The sequence below is a fragment of the Pseudonocardia ammonioxydans genome (assembly GCF_900115005.1).
GTDB classification, from domain to species: domain Bacteria; phylum Actinomycetota; class Actinomycetes; order Mycobacteriales; family Pseudonocardiaceae; genus Pseudonocardia; species Pseudonocardia ammonioxydans.
Window position 1 is genome coordinate 66526 of the sequence record NZ_FOUY01000001.1, and the last position, 23003, is coordinate 89528.

Annotated in this window: 24 protein-coding genes and 1 tRNA gene; 14 read left to right on the forward strand and 11 right to left on the reverse strand. The window is 73.6% G+C overall.

Going from position 1 to position 23003, the window contains the following annotated elements:
• The first annotated feature begins 127 nt into the window (after positions 1–127).
• The gene (locus BM093_RS00375) at positions 128–553 is read left to right on the forward strand and encodes a hypothetical protein (protein WP_143105209.1); all 426 of its coding nucleotides are present in this window, start codon (positions 128–130) and stop codon (positions 551–553) included.
• A 3-nt stretch (positions 554–556) separates the two neighbouring features.
• Here the strand turns inward: BM093_RS00375 and BM093_RS00380 are convergent, their stop codons facing one another.
• A complete protein-coding gene (locus tag BM093_RS00380) occupies positions 557–784 on the reverse strand; it encodes a hypothetical protein (RefSeq protein WP_245773201.1) in 228 nt (75 codons plus the stop codon).
• A 209-nt stretch (positions 785–993) separates the two neighbouring features.
• On the opposite strand from BM093_RS00380, the gene tenA reads away from it, so the two are divergent.
• On the forward strand, positions 994–1668 hold the full coding sequence (tenA, locus tag BM093_RS00385; protein ID WP_093335461.1) for a thiaminase II: 675 nt from the start codon (positions 994–996) through the stop codon (positions 1666–1668).
• Positions 1669–1709: 41 nt separating this feature from the next.
• On the opposite strand, the gene BM093_RS00390 is transcribed toward tenA, so the two are convergent.
• The 3 genes from BM093_RS00390 to BM093_RS00400 form a co-directional block, all read right to left on the reverse strand.
• The gene (locus BM093_RS00390) at positions 1710–2114 is read right to left on the reverse strand and encodes a phage holin family protein (RefSeq protein ID WP_093335464.1); all 405 of its coding nucleotides are present in this window, start codon (positions 2112–2114) and stop codon (positions 1710–1712) included.
• Positions 2114–3352, reverse strand: a complete 1239-nt coding sequence (locus tag BM093_RS00395; RefSeq protein WP_093335466.1) for a serine hydrolase domain-containing protein — start codon at positions 3350–3352, stop codon at positions 2114–2116. Before BM093_RS00395 ends, BM093_RS00390 begins: the two co-directional genes overlap by 1 nt.
• Positions 3353–3415: 63 nt before the next feature.
• On the reverse strand, positions 3416–4219 hold the full coding sequence (locus BM093_RS00400) for a class I SAM-dependent methyltransferase (RefSeq protein WP_143105210.1): 804 nt from the start codon (positions 4217–4219) through the stop codon (positions 3416–3418).
• A 214-nt stretch (positions 4220–4433) separates the two neighbouring features.
• Here BM093_RS00400 and BM093_RS00405 point away from each other — a divergent pair, with 214 nt between their 5' ends.
• Both BM093_RS00405 and BM093_RS00410 read left to right on the forward strand, forming a co-directional pair.
• Entirely contained in the window at positions 4434–5408 is a 975-nt protein-coding gene (locus BM093_RS00405; RefSeq protein WP_093335472.1) for a patatin-like phospholipase family protein, read from the forward strand.
• A 76-nt stretch (positions 5409–5484) separates the two neighbouring features.
• Positions 5485–5757, forward strand: coding sequence for a hypothetical protein (locus BM093_RS00410; RefSeq protein ID WP_143105211.1), 273 nt, complete (start codon positions 5485–5487; stop codon positions 5755–5757).
• Here the strand turns inward: BM093_RS00410 and BM093_RS00415 are convergent.
• Positions 5754–5981 (reverse strand): FDXHR family putative zinc-binding protein, encoded by a 228-nt coding sequence (locus tag BM093_RS00415; RefSeq protein ID WP_093335476.1) that lies wholly within the window; start codon positions 5979–5981, stop codon positions 5754–5756. The genes BM093_RS00410 and BM093_RS00415 overlap by 4 nt on opposite strands.
• A gap of 167 nt (positions 5982–6148) precedes the next feature.
• Between BM093_RS00415 and BM093_RS00420 the strand changes: the two genes are divergently transcribed.
• Positions 6149–7801: a CocE/NonD family hydrolase gene (locus BM093_RS00420; protein ID WP_093335479.1), complete on the forward strand. Its 1653-nt coding sequence runs from the start codon at positions 6149–6151 to the stop codon at positions 7799–7801.
• Between the two features lie 151 nt (positions 7802–7952).
• Here the strand turns inward: BM093_RS00420 and BM093_RS00425 are convergent, their stop codons facing one another.
• Positions 7953–8309, reverse strand: a complete 357-nt coding sequence (locus BM093_RS00425; RefSeq protein WP_093335481.1) for a hypothetical protein — start codon at positions 8307–8309, stop codon at positions 7953–7955.
• A 435-nt stretch (positions 8310–8744) separates the two neighbouring features.
• Between BM093_RS00425 and eat the strand changes: the two genes are divergently transcribed.
• The 4 genes from eat (at position 8745) to BM093_RS00445 (ending at position 12971) form a co-directional block, all read left to right on the forward strand.
• Complete coding sequence (gene eat, locus BM093_RS00430; RefSeq protein WP_093335483.1) at positions 8745–10142, forward strand: ethanolamine permease; 1398 nt, start codon at positions 8745–8747, stop codon at positions 10140–10142.
• A 25-nt stretch (positions 10143–10167) separates the two neighbouring features.
• Positions 10168–11544, forward strand: coding sequence for an ethanolamine ammonia-lyase subunit EutB (locus BM093_RS00435; RefSeq protein ID WP_093335486.1), 1377 nt, complete (start codon positions 10168–10170; stop codon positions 11542–11544).
• Positions 11541–12260 (forward strand): ethanolamine ammonia-lyase subunit EutC, encoded by a 720-nt coding sequence (gene eutC, locus BM093_RS00440; RefSeq protein ID WP_093335489.1) that lies wholly within the window; start codon positions 11541–11543, stop codon positions 12258–12260. Before BM093_RS00435 ends, eutC begins: the two co-directional genes overlap by 4 nt.
• Positions 12261–12362: 102 nt before the next feature.
• Positions 12363–12971, forward strand: coding sequence for a GNAT family N-acetyltransferase (locus BM093_RS00445; protein WP_093335492.1), 609 nt, complete (start codon positions 12363–12365; stop codon positions 12969–12971).
• Positions 12972–13061: 90 nt separating this feature from the next.
• On the opposite strand, the gene BM093_RS00450 is transcribed toward BM093_RS00445, so the two are convergent.
• A complete protein-coding gene (locus tag BM093_RS00450) occupies positions 13062–13466 on the reverse strand; it encodes a VOC family protein (RefSeq protein ID WP_093335494.1) in 405 nt (134 codons plus the stop codon).
• 173 nt (positions 13467–13639) lie between these two features.
• Here BM093_RS00450 and BM093_RS00455 point away from each other — a divergent pair, with 173 nt between their 5' ends.
• The gene (locus BM093_RS00455; RefSeq protein ID WP_093335496.1) at positions 13640–15760 is read left to right on the forward strand and encodes an HNH endonuclease signature motif containing protein; all 2121 of its coding nucleotides are present in this window, start codon (positions 13640–13642) and stop codon (positions 15758–15760) included.
• Between the two features lie 300 nt (positions 15761–16060).
• Positions 16061–16567, forward strand: coding sequence for a GNAT family N-acetyltransferase (locus BM093_RS00460; protein WP_245773202.1), 507 nt, complete (start codon positions 16061–16063; stop codon positions 16565–16567).
• Positions 16568–17012: 445 nt separating this feature from the next.
• On the opposite strand, the gene BM093_RS00465 is transcribed toward BM093_RS00460, so the two are convergent.
• A tRNA-Tyr gene (locus BM093_RS00465) sits at positions 17013–17094 on the reverse strand.
• Positions 17095–17193: 99 nt separating this feature from the next.
• Here BM093_RS00465 and BM093_RS00470 point away from each other — a divergent pair.
• Positions 17194–17685, forward strand: coding sequence for a YajQ family cyclic di-GMP-binding protein (locus tag BM093_RS00470; protein WP_093335502.1), 492 nt, complete (start codon positions 17194–17196; stop codon positions 17683–17685).
• 17 nt (positions 17686–17702) lie between these two features.
• Here BM093_RS00470 and BM093_RS00475 read toward each other — a convergent pair whose 3' ends face one another.
• Positions 17703–18392, reverse strand: coding sequence for a DUF2306 domain-containing protein (locus BM093_RS00475; protein WP_218162606.1), 690 nt, complete (start codon positions 18390–18392; stop codon positions 17703–17705).
• A gap of 62 nt (positions 18393–18454) precedes the next feature.
• Positions 18455–19132, reverse strand: a complete 678-nt coding sequence (locus BM093_RS00480) for a hypothetical protein (protein ID WP_177238202.1) — start codon at positions 19130–19132, stop codon at positions 18455–18457.
• 215 nt (positions 19133–19347) lie between these two features.
• On the opposite strand from BM093_RS00480, the gene BM093_RS00485 reads away from it, so the two are divergent.
• Positions 19348–21564 carry a bifunctional lysylphosphatidylglycerol flippase/synthetase MprF gene (locus tag BM093_RS00485; protein ID WP_245773203.1) on the forward strand — a complete coding sequence of 739 codons (2217 nt, stop codon included), beginning with the start codon at positions 19348–19350 and terminating at the stop codon, positions 21562–21564.
• Positions 21565–21586: 22 nt separating this feature from the next.
• On the opposite strand, the gene BM093_RS00490 is transcribed toward BM093_RS00485, so the two are convergent.
• Complete coding sequence (locus BM093_RS00490; protein WP_245773204.1) at positions 21587–22333, reverse strand: CPBP family intramembrane glutamic endopeptidase; 747 nt, start codon at positions 22331–22333, stop codon at positions 21587–21589.
• A 70-nt stretch (positions 22334–22403) separates the two neighbouring features.
• On the opposite strand from BM093_RS00490, the gene BM093_RS00495 reads away from it, so the two are divergent.
• On the forward strand, positions 22404–22982 hold the full coding sequence (locus BM093_RS00495) for a TetR/AcrR family transcriptional regulator (protein ID WP_218162607.1): 579 nt from the start codon (positions 22404–22406) through the stop codon (positions 22980–22982).
• The last annotated feature ends 21 nt before the right edge of the window (positions 22983–23003 follow it).

The window sequence follows — 23003 nt, forward strand, 5'->3', positions numbered from 1 at the left end:
TTGGCGGACACGGTCACCGGATAACAGGGTGAGCGACTGACACGACAAGACGGGCAGAAGCAGGAACCGGCGGCGCGCACCGGCTCCCGACGAACCCGTATCGACCCCCGAGATCGTGGTGATCGCCATGTCCGCGCCCGTCGTCCGCGTCCCTGTTCCCCGCCGGCCCGTCGAGCCCGCTGCTCCGTACGCGGGGCCGCCGGCGCCCCGGCACCGGAGCGACGTCACGACCAGCGACGTCACGACCCCGGGCGTCCCGGCGCCGGGCCGGATCCCGGCACCGCGCTCGGCCGCCACCGGTTCCCCGGCCGCACCCGCCGCGGCGGCGCCGGCGACACGGGGACCGGCGCACCGTCCCGCCGCCGGACGGCACCGGGATGCGGCACCCGCGTTCCCCGCCGCCGCACGGACGCTCACGGTCCTCGCCCGGGCCGGCAGCCTGACCACGCTCGCGGCGATGGTCGTGTTGGCCGCCGCGGTCGCCGGGCTGGCCGACGGCACCCCGCCCACCGGGGCGGCCGCCGAGATCAGCACGGACGGCCTGCACCCGTGACGGTCAGGCGGCGTCCGAGCGCTGCTGCTGGGCGGGCTGTGCCGTGAGGACGTGCTGGACCAGCTCCATGACCATGCGGTCACCGCCGAGGCGGTAGCCGAAGTCCTCCCAGGAGAGCAGCTCCCGGGAGATCAGCTCGCCGACCGGGCCCGGGTAGAGCCGGGTGGCCCGGAACGCGGCGGCCCGCATCCGCATCTTCTCGTGGTGCTCCATGGGCGCGGGTGCGCTCATGCCCTCACCTCCTGGATAGGGGACTCGACCTCGGCAGGGTCTCCACACTGAGCCGTCCGCCTGCGTCCCATGGTGACGGACCGTCCGTCACCCGCCTCCGGAAGTGCGCAGCGTCTCACTTCACCGTCACCTTCCGGTTGACGCCCGGCCGACCGGCTGTGGCCGTCCGTTCGCCGGATCGGGTACCGCGTCACGGCTACGGTGAAACCATGGCCGACCGCATGCGTAACCTGCTCTGGTCCGACGTCGAGGAGATCTACGACCGGATCCTCGCGCACCCGTTCGTCACCGGGCTGACCGACGGGTCGCTGCCGCACGAGGTGTTCCGGCACTACATCGTCCAGGACGCGCACTACCTGCGCGGCTACGCGAAAGCGCTCACGGTGTGCGCGGCGAAGGCCCCCACCGACGACGAGACCGTCATGTTCGCCGAGCACGCGACCGGTGCGATCGCCGCCGAACGCGAGCTCCACGCCGACCTGCTCGGCGCTCTCGGCCTCACCTCCGAGCAGGCCCGGACGCTGCCGGTCGCCCCGCCCACCCGGGCCTACGTGAGCTACCTGCTGGCCACCGCGTACGGCGGGTCCTACGCCGAGGGCGTCGCCGCCGTGCTCCCCTGCTACTGGATCTACGGGAGGGTCGGCGATCACCTGGTCGGTGCGGGCTCCCCGGATCCGCTGTTCCAGCGCTGGATCGACATGTACGCCGGGGAGGAGTTCCAGGCCGTCGTCGACGCGGTGCTGGAGGTGACCGACCGGATCGGGGCCGCCGCCTCGCCCACCGAGCAGGACCTGATGCGCGAGCACTTCACGACGACCTCGCGCTACGAGTGGATGTTCTGGGACGGCGCCCACCGCCAGGAAGGGTGGCCCATTGGCTCGTGAGTGGTTATCGCGGCTCTGACCGCGACAACCACTCACGGGCACTATCGCCCGTCGTAGCGGTCGGGGATCACCAGGTGCAGGAAGAACGACACGATCCCCACCACGAGCGCGCCCCAGAACGCCGACCAGAAGCCGTCGACGGCGAACGGCAGGTTCAGCACCCCGGACAGCCAGCCGGTGAGCATGAACATCAACGCGTTCACGACCAGGGCGAACAGGCCGAGCGTGAGGATGTAGAGCGGACAGCCCACCAGCGCCACGACCGGCTTGACGATCGCGTTGACCACGCCGAACACCAGCGCGACGGCGAGCAGCGTCAGGACCCGGGTGCTCGTCGCCCCGTTGCCGAGCTCGATGCCGCTCACGAGGACGGTCGCCACCCACAGCGACGCCGCCACGACCACCGTCCGGACGACGAACGCGAGCGCCGGACCCGCCTGTCCCATCAGTCGATCACCGCCTGCTGGACCAGGGTCTGGAGCTGGGACCGGATCGGGTAGGTGCTCGAGGGGACGAGCTGGGTGAGGAACAGGGCGACGATGTCGTCCACCGGGTCCACCCAGAACGCCGTCGACGCGAGCCCGCCCCAGGCGAAGGTGCCCTCGTTGGCGAGCTGCTTGGACGCCGGCCCGTCGATCACCACGGAGAAGCCGAGCCCGAACCCGACCCCGGCGAACGCCGACTCGGAGAAGATCGGCCGGCCGACGGTGTCCAGGTCCGCGCCGCCGGGCAGGTGGTTGCGGGTGGCCCGGGCGAGCGTGCGCGGCCCGAGGATCCGGACGCCGTCGAGCTCGCCGCCGCGGGCCAGCATCCGGGCGAAGCGCAGGTAGTCACCGGTGGTGGAGAGCAGGCCACCGCCGCCGGAGAGGTAGGTCGGCTCGGTGGTCGCGCCGCGGGCCAGCGTCTTGTTGAGCACGAGCCCGCCGCCCGGGCGGGCGTTGTAGAGCGCGGCGAGCCGGTCGGCCTCCGGCGAGTCCGGGTCGACCGAGAACGTCGTGTCGGTCATCCCGAGCGGCCCGGTGATCTTCTCGCGGAAGAACTCGTCGAGCCGCCGGCCGGACGCGACCTCGACCACCCGGCCGAGCACGTCGGTGGCCACCGAGTAGTTCCACTCGCTGCCCGGCTGGAACAGCAGCGGGAAGGCGGCGAACTGGTTCACCGCCGTCTCCAGGTCGACGCCCTTCGGGGCGCCGAACTCGTAGCCCTTCGACCGGTACATCTCGTCCACCGGGTGCGCGTGGTGGAAGCCGTAGGTGAGCCCGGCGGTGTGGGTGAGCAGGTGGTGGATCCGCACGGGCTCGAGCGCCGCGTCGGTACCGGGGTTCATCGCGGAGCCGCCCCGGTAGACCCGCTGGTCGGCGAACGCCGGGATGTAGCGCTCGACCGGGTCGGTGAGCTCGAGCGCGCCCCGCTCCCAGAGCATCAGCGTCGCGACCGAGGTGATCGGCTTGGTCATCGAGTAGATGCGCCAGATCGTATCGTCGGTGACCGGGGCCCCGGCCTCGACGTCGCGGTACCCGTGGTGCGAGAGGTGCGCGAGCCGGTCGTTGCGGGCCACCGCGATCGTCCAGCCGGGGAGCTTGCCCTCGTCGACGTAGCGGCGGAAGTGCTCGTCCACCCGCTCCAGCCGGGCCGGGTCGAGCCCGACCTCGAGCGGGTCCACTTCGATCTTCGGAACCGTCACCGGCCCGACCCTACCCGCGGCGGGACCCCGGAGATCGCGACTCCCGGGCCGTCCCGGGGCCCGTCAGGCGGGCAGGATCTCGTAGCGGGCCATCCGGTGTCCGCGCAGGGCCGGCGTGCCGCAGAGCACGGCGGCCAGCGCGCGGGTCGTGCGCGGCAGCCGGGCGGCGACGTCGGCGGGCGGGGCGCCCGCCCCGCAGGCGTCGAGCAGGCGCAGCCCCCACGGCTCCAGCTCGCGGGGGTCCTCGCACGTCCAGTCCGCGGCCGTCCCGCGCAGCGATCCGGCGGCGAGCCGGTCGGCGGCCGCCCGCGACAGCACGTCGGTGGCCAGCACCGCCCCGGGCAGCATCCGCGCCACGGTGAACACGATCCGCTGCACCCCCTGCTCGGGCAGCAGCGGCAGGACCTGGTCGGACACCACGAGGTGGGGGCCGGGCAGCTCGCGGGCCAGCTCCATCCAGTCCTCGTCGAGGGCCGAGCCCGCCACCAGGTGCGTGCTCGCGGGCAGCAGCTCGCGGCGCAGCTCCGCGATCTCGGGCAGCTCGACGTCCACCCAGTGCTCCGGGCCGTCGCTCCCGAGACGGCCGGCGCGGGCGTCGAGGCCGGGACCGAGCTCCACCACGGTCCCGCCCGGGTACGCGGTGGCGAACTCCCGCACCCAGTGGTCGAGCACGGCGCCCCGCAGCAGCGTGCAGAGCTCGTCCGCGCGACCGGGGGCGGTTCCCAGATCGAGGTCCTCGGCGATGCCGCCGGCGGCGTCGTCGTGTGCCACCGGCCTGCGACGCCGGGCGTCCCGGGCCCGGGCGTGAGCAGCCGGGAGCGAGGTCGCCTCGAGCGCTCCCAGCTGCACCCGGCGTCGTTGCATCACGTGTCGCCACCCCCTGGTCGCGGGAACCTACTAGTCGGCCACCGCCGGGACACCGCCGCCCGGCCCGCACGGCGCGGTGGACGGCATGGACGCGGCGGCCGGTGGCGTGCGAACGGTCGACGCGGCCCGGGCCCGGGACGGACCGGGTCACGAGCACGGGCGTGCCCCCCCCGGGGGAACGCGGGCCGGCGGGGCCGGACGCGATGATGGGGGCATGGACAGCCACTCCGTCGCGCCCGGGATGCACGGCGACGACGAGGTCCTGGCGCTGTTGCAGCGGCGCCGGGCCGCCGGCCGCCGCGTCGGCTCCCACCGGGACGGTCGGCGGGTCGCGCTCGTGATCGGCGGGGGCGGGATGCGCGGTGCCTACGCCGGCGGGATGGTGCACGCCCTCGAGGAGGCCGGGCTCGCCGGGTGCTTCGACGAGGTCTGGGGCAGCTCGGCGGGGGCGTTCGTCGGGACCGCGCTGGTGCTCGGCCACGGCGAGAACGCCGCCCGGATCTTCTCCGACGACATGGCCTGCCGGGAGTTCATCGATCCGCGCCGCTTCGGTACCCGGCGGCCCATGGTGTCGCTGGACCATCTGCTCGACCACATCCTCGTCGAGTCCAAGCCGACCGACTGGGACTCGCTGGTGACCAGCCCGGTCCCGCTGAACGTCATGGTCACCCGGCCGTCGGACCTGGCCCCGCACGTGCTGACCGGCCTGCCCGACGGCGGCACCTGGAAGGCGGCGATGCGGGCGACGGCGGCGATCCCGCTGCTCGCCGGGCCGCCGGTGCGCGTGGGTGAGGACGAGTGGATCGACGGCTCGGTCGGGGACCCGCTGCCGGTGGCCCGGGCGCTGCGCAGCGGCGCCACCCACGTCCTGGCCCTGATGACCCGCACCGCCGACGAGCTCGTCACCCCGCCGGCCGACGCGCGTACCCCGCTGTGGGCGCGGTCGCTGGACCGGCTCGCGCCCGGGCTCGGCCGGATGGCGCAGGACGCGTCCCGGCACGGCGAGTGCCTCCCGCTGCTCACCGATGCCGCGCACCCGGACCGGGAGGGCGCGCACCTGCTGACCCTCACCCCGCACTCGTCGGCGGGTGTGCGCGGCCTGACCACGGACCGCACCCGGGTGCGCGCGGCGGCCCGGATCGGCTACGAGACCGTGGCCGAGATGCTCGGCGGGGCCGCCGCGGCCTGAGCGGGGCCGCCGATGACTTTCCGCCACCGGCCCGGTCTCCCCCAGCAGAACCGGATCACGAACGGGGGTGACACCGATGCCGGGCGCGCCCTCGTTCCACACGCGGACGGTCACGCTGGCGCCGGGCGAGTCCCGCCCGCACGACGAGGACGAGTGGCGCGGTGCGCTGATCGTCGTCGACCACGGGGCGATCCAGCTCTGCTGCTCGGCCGGCGGGAGCCGGACGTTCGGCACCGGGGCGGTGCTGTGGTTCACCGGGCTGGACCTGGTGTCCGTGCGCAACCCCGGACACTCCGACGCGGTGTTCCGCGGGATCACCCGGGCCGGCACCGCGCCGGCCCCGGGCTAACCGGCCCGGCCCGCCCCGTCGAGCTCGCGCAGCCAGATCCCGTTGCGCGTGGGGACCAGCCCCAGCACTGCGGGGTCCGCGACGCAGCGGCCGCGCGGGCGGTGCCGGTCCCAGAGTTCGGCGTCGTCGAACACCGCACCGCAGCCGCCGAATCGGCCGCAGCAGTGCGCCCGGTCCGGTCCGACCCACTCCCGACCGCAACACGTCATCCGTTCGACCCGCACGCGGCGCAGGCTACGCGCGCCCCCCGACAATTCCCGCGCCCGCGGCCCCGGGCCGCTCCGCGCGACCGGCCACGCTCCGTCGCCCCCGGCCGTGGGACGGCGCGGGCACGGGGTTCTTTTACGATCGGCCCTGCCCCGCAGCGAGCGGGCGCGAGGGGGAGGTGGCGATGACGGCGGTCGCGGAACGCCTGATCGACCGGCGTCTGGGTTTCCGGGAGGCACCGGCACCGTACGTGCGGGAACGGGACCTGCGGGTACCCGTGTCCGACGGCGTCGTGCTGCTCGCCGACCTCTACCGCCGTCCGGGCCCGGTCGCGGCCCGGCCCACGGTGCTCGTGCGCACGCCCTACGGCCGCGACGGCCTCGGTTCGCTCATCGGGTCGCTGCTGGCCCGCCGCGGGTTCCAGGTGCTGGTGCAGTCCACCCGGGGCACGTTCGGCTCCGGGGGCCAGTTCCGGCCGTTCCTGCACGAGAGCCCGGACGGGCTCGACACGCTGGACTGGGTCCGCGGGCAGGACTGGTGCGACGGCCGCGTCTCCATGGTCGGCCCCAGCTACGTCGGGCACACCCAGTGGGCGATCGCCCCGTACGCGGACCCCGGCCTCGCCTCGATGAACGCCGACATCACCGCGTCGGAGTTCACGAGCACCTTCTATCCCGGCGGCGCACCCGGTCTGCTGAACCTGGCGAGCTGGGTGAACCAGATCGGGCGCCAGGAACGCCTGACCGCGGTCACCGGGTTCCTGGCGACCCCGGTCTTCGGCCGCCGCAAGCGCCGGGCCGTGGCCTCGCTGCCGCTGCAGGCCGCGGACGTCGCCCTGACCGGTGCACCGGTGGTGTTCTGGCGGGACTTCGTCGAGCACGCCGAGCGGCCGCGGGAGTTCTGGGCGCCGGCCGAGCACGACGGCTTCGACGCCGCCGCGATGCCCCCGGTGTGCATGGTCACCGGGTGGTGGGACCTGTTCGTGGACCGGCAGCTGGTCGACTTCACCGCGCTGCAGCGCGGCGGCGCGACCGCCCGGATCACCATCGGGCCGTGGCACCACGGGGACCGCGACTCGCTGTCGACGATCGCCCAGGAGATGGTCGGCTGGCTCGGCGTGCACCTGCACGGCGGGGACGGCGACGGCCGCGCCCCGGTCCGCGCCTACGTCCAGCACGCCGACCGGTGGGCCGACCTGCCGTGCTGGCCGCCGCCGCGGACGCAGCCCGCGGAGTGGTACCTGGCGCCGGGCTCGCGGCTGCGGCCGGACTCCCCCGGGCCCGCCGGCTCGCCCCCGGCACCGCCGGACACGTTCGTCTACGACCCGGCCGACCCGACCCCGACGGTCGGCGGGCCGATGCTGCAGCCGCCGACCAAGCAGCACGACAACCGGGCCGTCGAGGCCCGCGACGACGTCCTGGTCTACACCGGACCGCCACAGGAGTCCGACCTGGACCTGCTCGGCGAGGTCTCGGCCGTGGTGTACGTGCGCACCGACTCCGGCGAGGGCGACGTGTTCGTGCGGATCTGCGACGTCGACCCGGACGGGGCGTCGTGGAACATCACCGACGCGATGCACCGGCTCGTCCCCGGCCGTGAGGCCACCGCACCGGACGGGACGACCGTCGTCCGGATGTCGCTCAGCCCGACCGGCTACCGGCTCCGCGCGGGACACCGGCTGCGGGTGCAGATCGCCGCGGCGGCGTTCCCGCGGTTCGCCCGCAACCACGGGACCGGCGAGCGCATGTCGGCGGCCGTCACCGGACGGCGGATCCGCTACGAGGTGCTGCACGGGACGGAGCACCCGTCACACGTGGTACTGCCGCACCATCCCTGACGGCGCGCTTTCCCGGCCCGCTCTCGAATACCGACATGCGGAATCCCCCGCTCCGGTTCGAGAGAGCGGGGGATTCGCGCGAAAGACGCGACCCGCCGGATTTCCCGGGGAGACGGCCCCGGGCCCGGCGCAGGTCGGTCGTTCCCGCAGATCAGTCGTCGATGTTGGTCTGCGAGGTCGAGCCCGGGGAGCACTCGGAGACGCTGGGGGCGTCCTCGCCGTTGGTGGCCTGGCCACCCAGCACGCCCAGGACGCTGGCCGCGATGTCGACGCTGTTCAGCGAGCAGGAGAGCACGTTCGCGTTGTTCAGCGCGTTCACGTCACCCACGTTGATGAGGCCGCTCTGCCGGTCGTTGCTGCCCTGGTCGATGTTGTTGATCTGCTTGGCGTGCACGTCCTTGCCGTCGTGCCCGTGCCCGTGGCCACCGTCACCGGCGAACGCCAGCGGCGAGACGGCGAGCAGACCAGCGGTGACGCCGGCGGTGACGATTCCAGCCTTCTTCAGCACAGTTGTTTCTCCGTTGTGTACGGGCCCGTTGTGGACCGGCGTGTTCGGCGCGGTTTCGGGAGCCCCGCCGATGCACAGAACGTTATCGAACCGACCCTCGTTCCCACGAATTCCTTACCACTAACGGACCAGAGCAATTACTTTCAGCGAGGATACTGCTCTTTTCCGGCATCCGGTTCTCCGCGCCGGCGGCGCATCCGGCCGCAGCCCGCGACAAGGCGTCACCACAGTGGACCCGAACGGACGCGCACCCTTTTCCTGGGACACGCTGCGTGACCGCGCTCCGCACGACGGTGTCGATGAACCACCCTGTCGCGTTGCACCGGCGGCCACTCAGCCGCGCTGCGCGCCGAAACAGATCCCTCACATCGGCGTATCCCGCTCGACCGGGTGTCGTCCCTACGATCCGCTCACCCCGACGAGCGGAGGAACGCCATGACCGGCCCCACCGACGACCAGTACCTGGAGAAGCGGAAGCTGCGGACCGGCGCGGCAGGGTGGGTCCTGCTCGCCGGGCTGGGGGTCAGCTACGTGATCTCCGGCGACTACTCCGGCTGGAACTTCGGCCTGGCCGAGGGCGGGTTCGGCGGGCTACTGCTCGCCGCGGTCGTCATCGCCGCGATGTACTTCGCGATGGTGCTGGGCATGGCCGAGCTGTCCTCGGCGCTGCCGGCGGCGGGGGGCGGTTACACCTTCGCCCGGCGCGCGCTGGGCCCGTGGGGCGGCTTCGCGACGGGGACGGCGATCCTCATCGAGTACGCGATCGCCCCGGCCGCGATCGCGACCTTCATCGGTGCCTACGTCGAGTCGCTGGGCCTGTTCGGGATCACCGACGGCTGGTGGGTCTACCTGGCGGCGTACGTGCTGTTCGTCGGCATCCACATCGGCGGGGTCGGCGAGGCGCTCAAGGCGATGTTCGTGATCACCGCGATCGCGCTGACCGGGCTGGTGGTGTTCGCCGTCGCCGCGGCCGGGCGGTTCGACCCGGCCAACCTGGTCGACATCGCGCCGACCGACGCCGTCGGCGCCTCGCCGTTCCTCCCGCACGGCTGGCTCGGCGTGTGGGCGGCGGTGCCGTTCGCGATCTGGTTCTTCCTGGCCCTCGAGGGCGTCCCGCTGGCCGCCGAGGAGGCCCGCGAGCCGGAGCGCAACGTGCCGCGCGGCATCCTCGCCGCGATGCTGGTCCTGCTGGTCACCGGCGCCACCGTGCTGGTCCTCGCGACCGGGGCGCTCGGCGCACAGGCCCTCTCGGAGTCGGGGAACCCGCTGGTCGAGGCGCTCGGGGACTCGCGCGCCGCCGTCGTCGTCAACTACATCGGGCTGGCCGGCCTGGTCGCCAGCTTCTTCTCGATCATCTACGCCTACTCGCGGCAGACGTTCGCGCTCTCCCGGGCCGGCTACCTGCCGCGGGTGCTCTCGGTGACCAACGGCCGCAAGGCGCCGGTCCTGGCGCTGCTGGTGCCGGGCGCGGTCGGTTTCGGGCTGTCGCTGACCGGGCAGGGCGACATGCTGCTGAACATGGCGGTGTTCGGGGCGGCGCTGTCGTACGTCCTGATGATGGTCAGCCACATCGTGCTGCGCAGGCGCGCGCCCGGGATGGCGCGGCCGTACCGCACCCCCGGCGGGACGGTCACGACCGGTTTCGCACTGGTCGTCGCGGTGCTGGCGGTCGTGGCGACGTTCCTGGTGGACCCGATCGCCGCCGGCGCGACCCTGGGGGCGTTCGCCCTGTTCATGCTGTACTTCGCCCTCTACTCGCGGCACCACCTGGTGGCCGCTGCTCCGGACGAGGAGTTCGCGGCCCTGGCGGAGGCGGAGGCGGAGCTGACATGACCGGGCGAGCGGAGCGAGGGGCACGATGACACGACGGCGGGCCGCCCTCGGCGGCCACACCTACGAGTTCGCGGACCTGCGGGCACTGCTGGCGGCGGCCACCCCGGAACGCTCCGGGGACGTGCTGGCCGGCGTCGCGGCCTCGTCCGAGCAGGAGCGGGTGGCCGCCCAGGGCCTGCTGGCCGACGTGGCGCTGTCGACGTTCCTGGACGAGCACGTCGTCCCCTACGACGAGGACGAGGTCACCCGGCTGATCGTCGACTCGCACGACGCCGAGGCGTTCGCGCCGGTGGCCTCGATGACCGTCGGCGAGCTGCGCGAGCACCTGCTGCGGCCCTCGACCGACACCACCGCACTCGCGGCCGGCCTGACACCGGAGATGGTCGCCGCGGCGGCGAAGCTCATGCGCCTGCAGGACCTGATCGCGGTCGGGCGTCGCACCCCGGTGGTGACGGCGTTCCGGTCGACCGTCGGACGCCCGGGCACCATGGCGACCCGGCTGCAGCCCAACCACCCCACCGACGACCCCGCCGGAGTGACTGCGTCCATCGTGGACGGGCTGCTGCTGGGCTGCGGCGACGCCGTGATCGGGATCAACCCGGCCACCGACTCGCCGCAGCGCACGACCGAGCTGCTGCACCTGATCGACGACGTGCGCGCCCGCTACGCCATCCCCACCCAGTCCTGTGTGCTCGCGCACGTCACGACCTCGATCGAGATCATGGAACGGGGTGCCCCGGTCGACCTGGTGTTCCAGTCGATCGCCGGCACCGAGGCCGCCAACTCCGGCTTCGGCGTGCGCCTGGAGCTCCTGCGCGAGGCGCACGAGGCCGCGCTCGCGCTGGACCGGGGCACCGTCGGCACGAACTGCATGTACTTCGAGACCGGCCAGGGCAGCGCGCTCTCGGCGGACGCCCACCACGGCGTCGACCAGCAGACCCTCGAGGCCCGGGCCTACGGGGTGGCCCGGGCGTTCGACCCGCTGCTGGTCAACACCGTGGTCGGGTTCATCGGGCCGGAGTACCTGCGCGACGGGAAGGAGATCACCCGGGCCGGGCTGGAGGACCACGTCTGCGGGAAGCTGCTCGGCGTCCCGATGGGCGTCGACGTCTGCTACACCAACCACGCCGAGGCCGACGCCGACGACACCGACGCGCTGCTCACCCTGCTGGGCGCCGCGGGGTGCTCGTTCGTGATCTGCGTGCCCGGCGGCGACGACGTGATGCTGCACTACCAGTCGCTGTCGTTCCACGACGCGCTCTACGCCCGCCAGGTCCTCGGCCTCGCCCCGGCTCCCGAGTTCGCCGAGTGGCTGTCCACGATGGACCTGCTCGACGAGGCGGGCCGGGTCCGGGAGCTGCCGGCGGCGGCGATGCGGACGCTCACGGCAGGTGTGCGATGACCGACCCGCTGGACGTCCTGCGGGCCTCCACGCGGGCCCGGGTGGCGCTCGGCCGGGCCGGTGACGCCCTGCCGACCGGACGGCTGCTGGAGCTGCGGGCGGCCCATGCGGCCGCCCGCGACGCCGTCCACACCCCGCTCGACGTCGACGCCGTGGCCGGTGCGATCGCCGGGCTCGGCGTGGAGGTCCGGCAGGCCGCCGGGGCACCGCGCGACCGGGGCGAGTACCTGACCCGCCCGGATCTGGGACGCCGGCTGGCGTCCGGGGTGGAGCTACCGCGGGGCGAGCACGACGTGGTCCTCGTCGTGGCCGACGGGCTGTCCCCGCTCGCGGTGCGCGACCACGCGGCCGGGCTGCTGGCCGAGATCCTGGACCGGCTCGACGGCGTCCGGGTGGCCCCGGTCGTCGTCGCCACCCAGGCCCGGGTGGCGCTCGGCGACGAGATCGCCACCGCGGTCGGGGCCCGCGACGTCGTGGTGCTGATCGGGGAACGGCCGGGCATGAGTTCGGTCGACTCGCTCGGGGTCTACTTCACCTACGACGCGCGCCGCGGCCGCCGGGACTCCGAGCGCAACTGCATCTCCAACGTGCGGCCACCACACGGCACCGGGTACGCCGAGGCCGCGACGACGCTGGCCCTGCTGATGGGCGAGGCCCGGCGGCTGAAACTGTCCGGGGTGGGGCTGAAGGCCGACCCAGCCCTGCCCGCGGGCTGACGGTTCCCCGGCGGCCCGGGCCGTCCGGCCGTCGGAACGCCGGGAGTCGGGACGCCGGAAGTCGATGGCCCGGCCGTGGGCGTCTCGGTAGCGTCGCGCCGGATGGACCCGACCGTGCGGGTTGCGACCGCAGCAGACGTCCCGGCCGCCGCCGACACCCTCCGGGCGGCGTTCCGCGACTACCCGTTCACCCGGCACACGATCGGTGCCGATGACCACGAACGCCGCCTCCTCGACAATCAGACCCTGTTCCTGTCCGAGATCGGCATCCCGCACGGGAGGGTGTGGGTCGCCGGCGCCGCGGACGGACCGTCCGAACCGGACGCCGTGGCGGTGTGGACGACCCCGGCCTCGACCGGCATCGGTGACGTGTTCGCCCGGCTCGCACCGCGGCTGGCCGAGCTCGCCGGCGACCGCGCGGCCGTCGCGGCGGACACCGAGGCCGCGCTGGCACCCCACCGCCCGACCGGGCCGGTGTGGTTCCTCGCGACCGTCGGCGTCCGCCCCGGGCGACAGGGCCGCGGCCTCGGGTCCGCCGTCCTCCGGCCGGGACTGGCCGAGGCCGACCGCACCGGCAGCGTGGCCTACCTGGAGACGTCGCTGCCGGGAAACGTCCGGCTCTACCGGCGGCTCGGTTTCGAGGTCGAGGCGGAGCTCGACCTGCCGCACGGCGGTCCCCGGACCTGGACCATGGCGCGACCGCCCGGCTGACCGCTCTCCGCTGTCCCACCACCGGGCGCCGGGCTCCCGTCCCGGCTCTGCCGCACCGGTCACCGGCCTGACCGCCCTCCGGGCTCACTGTCAGTCCTCGTGCCAGGTGCCGAAGCTCCAGGTGTTCCCCTCCGGGTCGGTCGCGACGACCATGCGGCTGCCGTAGTCGGTGTCCTCCGGGCCGCGGACGATCGCGGCTCCGGCGGCCCGTGCGCGCTCGCAGAGCGCGTCGGGATCCTCGACGACCACGTGCACGAGCCCGGCCCCGAAGCGTGCGGTGTCGTCGGACGCGCCGAACATGACACCGCCGACCTCCCCGCGCTCGGAGGCCCAGGTCAGCTCGGCATGGTGGATCGTGCCGTCCGGGCCGGGCTCGGCGTGGACGGCTCGATCGGTGAAGCCGAAGGCTCCGGTGAGGAAGGCGAGGGCGGCACGCGGGTCGCGGTAGTGGAGGCACGCCCAGACCGAGGGGACGGCCTTCTCGAGATCGCTCATGGCGCTCATCGTCGGTGCTGTCGCCGGATCGGGCTTGGACGAATCGGAGCCCGCGGACCCGGGCGAACCGGCGGCAGCGCTCGACGAGGCCGTCCGGCTCCTCACGTCGGCCGTTCACAGGTGAGTCGGACCTGTGAACCGAAACTGTCGGTGGTCGAGCGTATGTTCGAACCATGCAGCTGGGGCAGGCGATTCCAGACGGGCTGGCGGCCATGCCGCCCGGCCCCGACCTGGCCGCCGTCCTCGCCAGGATCGACCTGACCCAGGTGTGCAACGACGACATCGACGAGGTCATGCTCGCCCACTCCCGACAGCTGTCCCACCACCAGGCCCACATGTTCGCCGCCATCTCCGAAGTGGTGCACCGCCGCCCGTTCGCCGGTCCCCTGGAGATCCGCCGCGGTGCCCTGCCCGACCAGTACGGCTCCGACGAGATCCGCTTCGCCCTGGCCTGGAACCGCCGCGCCGCCGAATACGAGATGAGCCTCGCCGTCACGCTTGTCAGTGACCTTCCGCAGGTGCAGGCCTCCCTGTGTCAGGGGCGGATCGACCGCACCAAGGCCCGAGTGTTCGCCCAGCACCTCGCCGACCTGCCCGCCGCGCAGCGCGCCGCGATCTGTGAGGCGGTGCTGCCGCAGGCGCCCAAGTTGACGACCGGGCAGATCGGGGAACGGATCAAGCGGCTGATCCTGGAGTTGGATCCGGCCTACTACGAGCGGCGCTACCGCAAGGCGATCCGGGACCGGCTGGTGGTGGCGTATCTGACCGAGACCGGCACCGCCGTCATCTCCGCCGAAGGCCTGCCCGCCGAGGAAGCCGCCGCCGCCTGGGAACGCCTCGACGCCCTGGCCAGGGCCGCCCGGCGTGACGGGCACCCGGGCACGATCGACCAGATCCGCGCCGACCTCGTCCTCGGCCTGCTCGACGGGACACTGCACGGATTGGACCGGGCCGGGATCCTGCGCGCGTTGATGGCCCGCTTCGCCGGCCACGCCGACAACCCCACCACCGGTAGCGAGGTCGACAAGCCGGCAGCCGGCACCCCGGCTGCGGGCCGCCCGGCGACCGGCGACCCGGCCTCCGGGAGCACGGTCCCCGGTAGCCCGGCGGCCGGCAGGCCGGCCTCCGGTGGCGCCGACGCCGGTGGACCCGGATCGGGTACCTCGGACCTGGACGGTCCCGACTCGAGCAGTTCCGGCACTGACAACCCGAACGCTGACAACCCGAACGCTGACGGTCCCGACCCCGACGACCAAGAACCGGGCGACCCCGGATCAGGCGGCACCGGCCCCGGTCCTTCCGGCCCCAAGCCCGGCGGCCCGAGCGGCGGCGCACCCGCATCCCCCGAGCCCGACTCGGGAGCACCGACTGTCGTTTCCTCACCGCCGAGCGGCAGCGGCACCGGGCTCCGGACGACCGCCGGTGTCGGGACCGAGGTCCGCGTCCCCCTCAGCACCCTGCTCGGCCTCGACCAGCGCGCCGGCGAACTCCCCGGCTGGGGACCCATCCCCGCCAGCGCCGCACGGCGCCTCGTCGCCCGCCAACACCGCGCCCAATGGCGCTGGGTCGTCGTCGACGACCACGGCCACCTACTCGCCGAAGGCATCACCCGACACCGCCCGACACCCCGCGACCCCACCGGCCCACGCGGCGGAATCGTCGAACTCCACATCCCCGCCGGCCAGCTCGTCACCCTGGCCGCGGACGCTGCCGAGCACGACGCCTGGGCGAAGGTGATCACCGACATCGCCGACCAGTACCGGCAGCACACCGAGCACGACGACCCCGACGCCGCACTCGACAACCAACCGAACGCCCGGTTCCCGCATGCGGCACTGCGGCGCCACACCGAGGTCCGGGATCGCACCTGCCTCAGCCCCGGGTGTCGGACTGCAGCCCGACGCTGCGACCAGGACCACACGATCGACCACCATCACGGCAGGCCGACCGTCCGCGGCGGCCTCGGGCCGCTGTGCCGGCACGACCACACGTTGAAGACCAAGGGCAACTGGCGCCTCGACCAGCCAGAACCCGGCCACTTCATCTGGACCAGCCCCCTGAAACGCCAGTACCGGGTCGACCCCGAACCGATCCTGCCGCCACCGATCACACCGGTGCGCCGCGACGACGACCCGGCCTTCGACGCGCCCGCACCGGGGCCCGTCTACGCCGACGACGAACAGCCCGACCTACGCCGACACGAACGCGGCCCACCGGCCCACGACGACACCGCACCCGAGGACACCGACGCACCGGACGCGACGGCGTCCGACGACGACCTGCCCCCGTTCTGATGATCTTCAGAACGGCGCCGGGTCCGGGCAGAGCCAGGGGTCCTGGACCAACGTGGCGTCGGTGAGGCTCTACGAAATTCGGTCCTGCCGCCCCGCGCGGCCCTGCTAGCGTTCGGGTCGTTCCGATGTCGATGTGATCGTGAAGGAGGTGGGGTCGATGACCGCGCCGGTGGCCGCTGCCCGTCGTGGCGACGCGACGTCCCCCACGCTCCGGGACGTGGCTACTTCCTGAGTCATCACACCTCGACCGTCCTGTGTCCGGGATCAGGTCGACCACACGACACCGAGAACGGAACGATTGTGTCCAACAGCTGGACCACCCGCGCCGAGATCGACGCGGACATCACCGCCATCCACGAGGTCAACAGCGCAGCGTTCGACACCGAGGAGGAGGCCAACCTCGTCGACGCCCTGCGCGCCGACCCGAACTGGATCCCCGAACTGTCGATCGTTGCCGTCGACGCGGCAGGCATCGTCATCGGGTACGCGCTGCTGACCCGCTGCCACGTCGGCGACACCGCAGCCCTGTGCCTGGGGCCTTGCGCGGTCCTGCCGCAGTACCAGCGCACCGGCGCCGGATCCGCCGCGATCCACGCCGGCCTGGATCGGGCCCGCGAGCGGGGCGAGAAGTACGTCGTCGTCCTCGGACACCCGAGCTACTACCCGCGCTTCGGGTTCGGCCGGGCGAGCGAGCACGGCATTCGGCTCTCGGTCGAGGTCCCCGATGACGCCCTCATGGCGCTGTCCCTCGACGGGAGCCCGCTCCCGGGCGGCCAGGTCCGCTACGCCGCACCCTTCGGTATCTGATCGCTGACGGCGGGCGGGACACCGGCTCGAATGGTGTCCCGTCTGCCGTTGCGGCCTCGCCGCCGGAGGCGGCTCCGTGACGGAAAGCCGGCCGCGCCCTCCATCCTCGGTCGCAAGCGGGCGATCCTGTTCACTGCCGTCGAGTTCGCCGTGGAGCGCGGGCGCCTGGACGCGAACCCGCTGACGTCGATCAAGTGGCGGCACCGGAGCTCGCCGAGGCGGGGGACCTGCGCGTCGTGCTCGACCACGCCAGGCACGCGCGTTGTTCTCCGCTGTTCTGCAACTGCGCCCGGGCCGTCGGTCGAGCAGGCTCTTCGCGACCGCCGTTCATGATCGCGTCCGCGAACACCCCGTAGACGCTCGGTCACAGCCGGACCAACCCGGACAACGCAAGAGACCCCCGGTCCCAGCGTTTCCGCTGGTCGGGGGTCTCTTTGTCCTGCTGTGGCTGGTCCAGGATTCGAACCTGGGAAGGCTACGCCGACGGATTTACAGTCCGCTCCCTTTGGCCGCTCGGGCAACCAGCCGGGGTGCACGTCGCTCTCGCTCGGTGCGTGAACGAGGATACGACACGATCCGACGGGCCCCGACGAGGGGGGCCCAGCACCACGAGGAGGACACCCGAGATGGCCGACCCGTCGTTCGACGTCGTGAGCAAGGTGGACCGGCAGGAGGTCGACAACGCCCTGAACCAGGCTGCGAAGGAGCTCTCGCAGCGGTTCGACTTCCGCGGAACGAACACCACGGTCTCCTGGGCCGGCGAGGAGGCGGTGAGCTTCGAGTCGGAGACCGAGGAGCGCCTGCGTGCCGGGATCGAGGTCTTCAAGGAGAAGCTGGTCAAGCGCAGCATCTCGTTGAAGGCGCTCGAGGTCGATGAGCCGGCGATCTCCGGCAAGGTCTACCGGGCGAACGGCAAGATCCTGCAGGGCATCGCGCAGGACAAGGCCAAGGAGATCAGCAAGGCGATCCGGGACGAGAAGCTGAAGGGGGTGCAGGCCCAGATCCAGGGCGACCAGCTGCGCGTCTCGGGCAAGAAGAAGGACGACCTGCAGGCCGTCATCGCGCTGCTGAAGGAGAAGGACTTCGGGATCGCGCTCCAGTTCACCAACTACCGGTGACGGGGCCGGCGACGGACTCACCGGCGTACCGCCGGAGCACCTGTCGCCCGCCGGTCCGGCCGTGCCGCCCGCGACCGGTGACGGATCACCCACTCCGCGACCCCGAGGTTGATCATCCAGCCGGCGGCGGTGAGCAGTGCCGTGCCGAGCTCACCGTCGCCGATCAGCGCACCACCGACGCCGAGGGTCACGATCTGGGTGCTCGCACCCAGGCCGATCGCGTAGGCGCGGATCATCCAGGCCCGGTGCCGCAGGGCGCCGCCACGCCGGATCGCGACGACCCCGGCCACGAGGCACGCCACCATCGCGACACCGAAGGCCAGGCGGAACAGGTACAGCAGCACACCGCTGCCACGGGTGTCGGAGAAGAACAGGGTCAGCCACAGTGCGGTCAGCGCCGCCGTCGCCCCGGCGAGGACCAGCAGGCGTCCCGCCCGCGGGTGCCAGACCCGGGCCCGGCCACGCGACCGGCCCGCGGTCGGGAACTGGAACGCGCCGAGCACGGTGAACACCGTCCCGCTGACGGCATGCAGGATCAGCGGTATCGCCGCACCGGGACGGGTGTTCGCCGGCGTGGTCACGGTTCCACCGGCCAGCTCGACGAGGAGCCGGGCGAGCACCGGCAGGAGCCCGAACACCGCCAGCCCGGCCGCCCACCACCACAGCCGCGCGGCCGGCCGGGCCGGGTCGGCCCCGGCGGCAGCCACCGCAGCGTCGGCCTCGTGGCCGGGCCCCGGTGACCGGCGGCGCGCCGGTAGCCCGCTGCTCCTCACGTGGTCGCGGGCGTGTCGAGCCGCGGTTCACCGTGGTCGGTGGCAGGGCCCCGCTCGACCGACCACAGCGAGTACCCGAGCCAGATCATCGCCAGCCCGACCGGCACGGCGGCGTACCGCCCGGCCGCGTGCGGTAGCAGCGGGACGAGCAGGGTCGAGAGCGCCCCGGCGACGAGGAGCAGTCCCGCCCGGCGGTCGAGGACGCGGGCCCGGAAGATCGCCAGTCCGAACAGCACCCCGCCGAGCACGTACAGCAGGGCCGCCACCGGGCCGAGCACCGGCAGCACGCCGAGACCGACCTGGGTACCGGCACCGCTGAAGATGCCCAGGAACCCGTCGACGAACAGCGGAGCCTCGGCCGCCAACGGAGGCATGACGAGCGTCTCGGCGAACGCGAAGGCCCATGTGAGCAGGTAGAACGTCCCGAACAGGACGACGCCGGCCAGTCCCGTCGGTCCGGACTCGCGGACCTGGCGCAGGTAGATCCCGACGATCCCGACCAGACCGGAGACGGCCATGATCATCGTCAGCCAGCCGACGGCCGCCCAGGCCCCGCCCGTGACCGTGGCCGCGTTCTCGGCCGGGTGGATCGGCTGGACGAGGATGTAGAGAGCACCCGAGAGCGCGGCGAGGACGCCCGCCACCCGGGTGAGACGCGAACCCGACACGGTCACGGCCGGCCTCCTCCATCGGACCCCCGGGGCTGTCCGCCCACGGTCCTGGTTGCGCCGGGCCCCGTCATCGTCACTTGTGGTGATCACCTTCCGCGGTACGGCACGGCGGCGGCACCGAAACGACGACCGGTGCCCGCGCGAGTCCCGCTCGGGGACCGGTCCGCGGACGTTCCGGACCGCGGGCCGGCCCCTCTCCGGACGACGGGAGCGACACCGTGGCGACCACCGACGCCGTCCCGACCGGCGGGCCCCTCCGCACGACCGGGCGGCGGCCGGACGTGCCCGAACCGTCCGGGGCGGCGCCGGCCGGAGCCGGGGCGTCGCCGCGGTTCGAGGTGTGGGCCTCGCGCCTGGCCGGCTCGCTGCCCCTGGCGTGGCAGCGGATCCCGTTCACCGTCACCGTCCTGGCTGCGACCGTGCTGGCCGGTCTGTTCACCCGGGCGTTCTGGCACCCGAGCTGGCAGCAGTCGTGGTTCGCGCAGGTCGCGTTCGGTGTCCCCGCCCTGCGGGAGGGCCGGTTCTGGACACCGGTGTCCGGCGGGTTGTTCGCCCACACCCCCGGGCAGTACCTGTCCGGGCTGCTGCTGTTCGCCGTGATCGTCGGGGCCTGCGAGATCCGGATGGGCACCCGCGTCGTCGCGGTCACCGCGGTCGCCGGTCAGGTCGGCGGGGTCCTCGTCGCCTCGGCACTGGTCGCGGCCCTGTCGACGACGCCGTGGGGCTGGGCGGTCGAGCTCGCAGCCGCGCGCGAGGTCGGTGCCACCACCGGCACGCTCACCGTCCTGGCCGTCACGACGGCCGCGCTCCGCTCCCCGTGGCGGCTCCGGATCCGGGCGGCGCTGTGCTTCACCGTGGTCGTGGCGTTCCTGTTCGAGGGGACGCTCGGCGACGTCGCACACGCGGTCGCCGTCGCCGTCGGGCTGGTCGTCGGGCAGCGGCTGTTCGGGGTGGAACCCGGCTTCGGGCCGCGCACCCGCCGGGAGACGCGGGTGGTGGCCTTCGCGGGCCTGGTCGCGATCGGGCTGGTCCAGGTGGTCGTCCTGCTGTTCCCCGGCGACGGCCCGTTCGGTTCGACCGTCGGCCTCGCCGAGCCGGTCGTGGACGTCGTGGCCGACCTGGTCGTCGTGCTGGTGGTCGCGAACGCGCTGCGGCTCGGGAAGCGCTGGGCATGGTGGGTGACCGTCGGGTACGGGCTGCTCAACGTCGCCACCGCGGTGCTGGCGGTCGTCGCCGTCGTGGCCGGGGCGCGGCCCACCGTGACCCCGGTCGCGGTCGGTGGTGCGCTGCTGTGGACCGGCCTGACCGGGTACCTGCTGGGCACCCGCGGGGCGTTCCGGGTGCCACTGCGGCGCCGGGTGCCCGGCGGCCTGGGTGGCGACGAACAGGACGCCCGCGAACGCGCCCGCGCGCTGCTCGTCCGCAACGGCGGCTCGACGATGTCGTGGATGACGTTGTGGCCGGAGATCCGCTACCGGTTCACCGACGACGGCGAGGGGTACGTCGGCTACCAGCGGCACGCCGGCATCGCGCTCGCCCTCGCCGACCCGGTCGTCCCGCCCGGACAGCTCGCCGAGGCCGTCGCCGGGTTCACCGACGAGGCCGAGCGCGGCGGGCTCACGCCCTGCCTGTTCTCGGTGACCGAGGCCGTCGCCGACGCCGCCCGAGCCACCGGCTGGCGCACCGTCCGGATCGCCGAGGACACCCTGCTCGACCTGCCCGGTCTCGCGTTCACCGGCCGCAAGTGGCAGACCGTCCGCACTGCCCTGAACCGGGCGAAACGCGACGGCATCGGGTTCCGGACGGTCGTCCTGGCCGACGAGCCGCCGGCGGTCCTGGCCCAGGTCCGGGCGATCTCCGAGGAGTGGGTCGGGAACAAGGGGCTGCCCGAGATGGGCTTCACGCTCGGCGGGGTCGACGAGGCCCTCGACCGCGACGTACGGGTCGGCCTGGCGGTCGACGGCGAGGGTGGTGTCCACGGGGTCACGTCGTGGCTGCCGGTGTACGCCCCCGGCGGGGTGGTCCGCGGCTGGACGCTCGACGTCATGCGGCGGCGCGCCGACGGGTTCCGCCCGGTCATGGAGTTCATGATCGCGTCGGCGTGCCTGGAGTTCGCCGCGGACGGACACGAGTTCGTATCGCTGTCGGGCGCACCGCTGGCCCGGGCGGACGGCTCCGCCGGGACGGACCGGACCGACCGCCTGCTCGACGGGCTCGGCGGTGCCCTGGAGCCGTTCTACGGGTTCCGGTCGTTGCACGCGTTCAAGGCGAAGTTCGCACCCCGCTACGAGCCGGTGTACCTGTGCTTCCGCGACGAGGCGGACCTGCCGCGGATCGGGATCGCCCTCACCCGGGCCTACCTGCCCGACGCCACGCCGCGGCAGCTGGTCGCGGCGGGGTTCTCCGGGCCCCGGGAGCGAACCGGCGCCGGGTGAGCCGCGCGGGCTCGTGGTCCCGTCACAGGCCCGACACCAGCACCAGGATCACCGTCCCGTGCGTGACGGTCGCGGCGAGCACCCCGTGGCGCAGGCGCACCCAGGCGCACGCGAGCCCCTCGGCCAGGGTGAACACCAGCACCGGCCATCCCAGCCCCGTCACCGTCGAGGCCAGGAACACGTGCCCGGCCGCGAAGAACAGCCCGGACAGCAGCACCGTGCGCACCGGGCCGTAGCCGAGCGGGCCCGCCAGGTAGCCCTGCAGCAACCCACGGAACAGGACCTCCTCGAGAAGGTTCCCGCCGAACGCGAGCACCGCCAGCGCCGGGAGCAACGCCACGGCCACCGCACCGCCGCGCTGGTCCACCGGCACCATCCACAGCAGAGCCGTCAGCGGCGCCAGGACCGCTGCGGCGGCCCCGAGCGCGTCCCCCACCGCCCGGGGGCCGAGCCGTCCCCACACGACCAGTCCGCGCAGGTCCCGCGGGCCGTGGGCGATCGCGAGCGACAGCCCCACCCCGGCCGCGCCGAGCCCGGCCAGGACGACCGGGTCCGGGGCGAACCGCAGCCACAGGACCCCGTTCGGGGCCGCCCCGAGCGACCACAGACCGAGCGGTGTCATGGCGTCGCGCATCAGGACGAAACCCAGCAGCAGCACGACGATCCGCAGCAGCGGGGCCGCGTGCCCGAGCAGCAGGAACGCCGCGGCCAGCACGAGCGCGCCGGGCAGCAGCCGCAGCGGGTAGTCGACGAACAGGATGCTGGTCACGCGGCCAGCCTTCGTGGTCGGATGATCGCCCACAACTCGCGTCCGGGCCGTCGACAGGAAGGGCACCGCGGTGCGCAGAACCCCACGTCAGGCCCGGTCCCGGGAGACCGTGGAGATCGTCCTGACCGCGGCGGCTCAGGTTTTCGGACGCGAGGGTGTCGCCGCGACGACCAACCGGATCGCCGAGCGCGCCGGCGTCTCGATCGGTTCGCTCTACCAGTACTTCCCGCACAAGCAGGCGCTGCTCGACGCGCTCGTCGCCCGGCACGTCACCGAGGCCCGGTCCACGTTGGACGCCGAGTTCGCCGCCCTGCGCGCCGAGCCGCCGGAGCCGGTGGTCGCGCTGCTGCGGATCGCCGACACCGCCGTCGCACTGCACGCCGACCACCCGCACCTGCACGCGCTGTTCGCCGGCTTCGCCACCCGGACCCCGGACGGGGTCGCCGCCGTGGACGCGCTGCGCACGGACTGCATGCGGGAGATCGCGTTCCACCTGTCCCGGCGGGCCGGCGGCGGGGACCCCGACGCACTCGCCCGGACCCTGGTGCACGCCGTCGACGGGCTGCTGCACCACTCCCCCGCCGACCCGCAGGTGCAGCGCGCCCGGGTCCGTGACCTCGTACGGCTGGTCGAGCCCGGCCCGGCGTAGGCGGGGCGGCCGGAGGCCGGG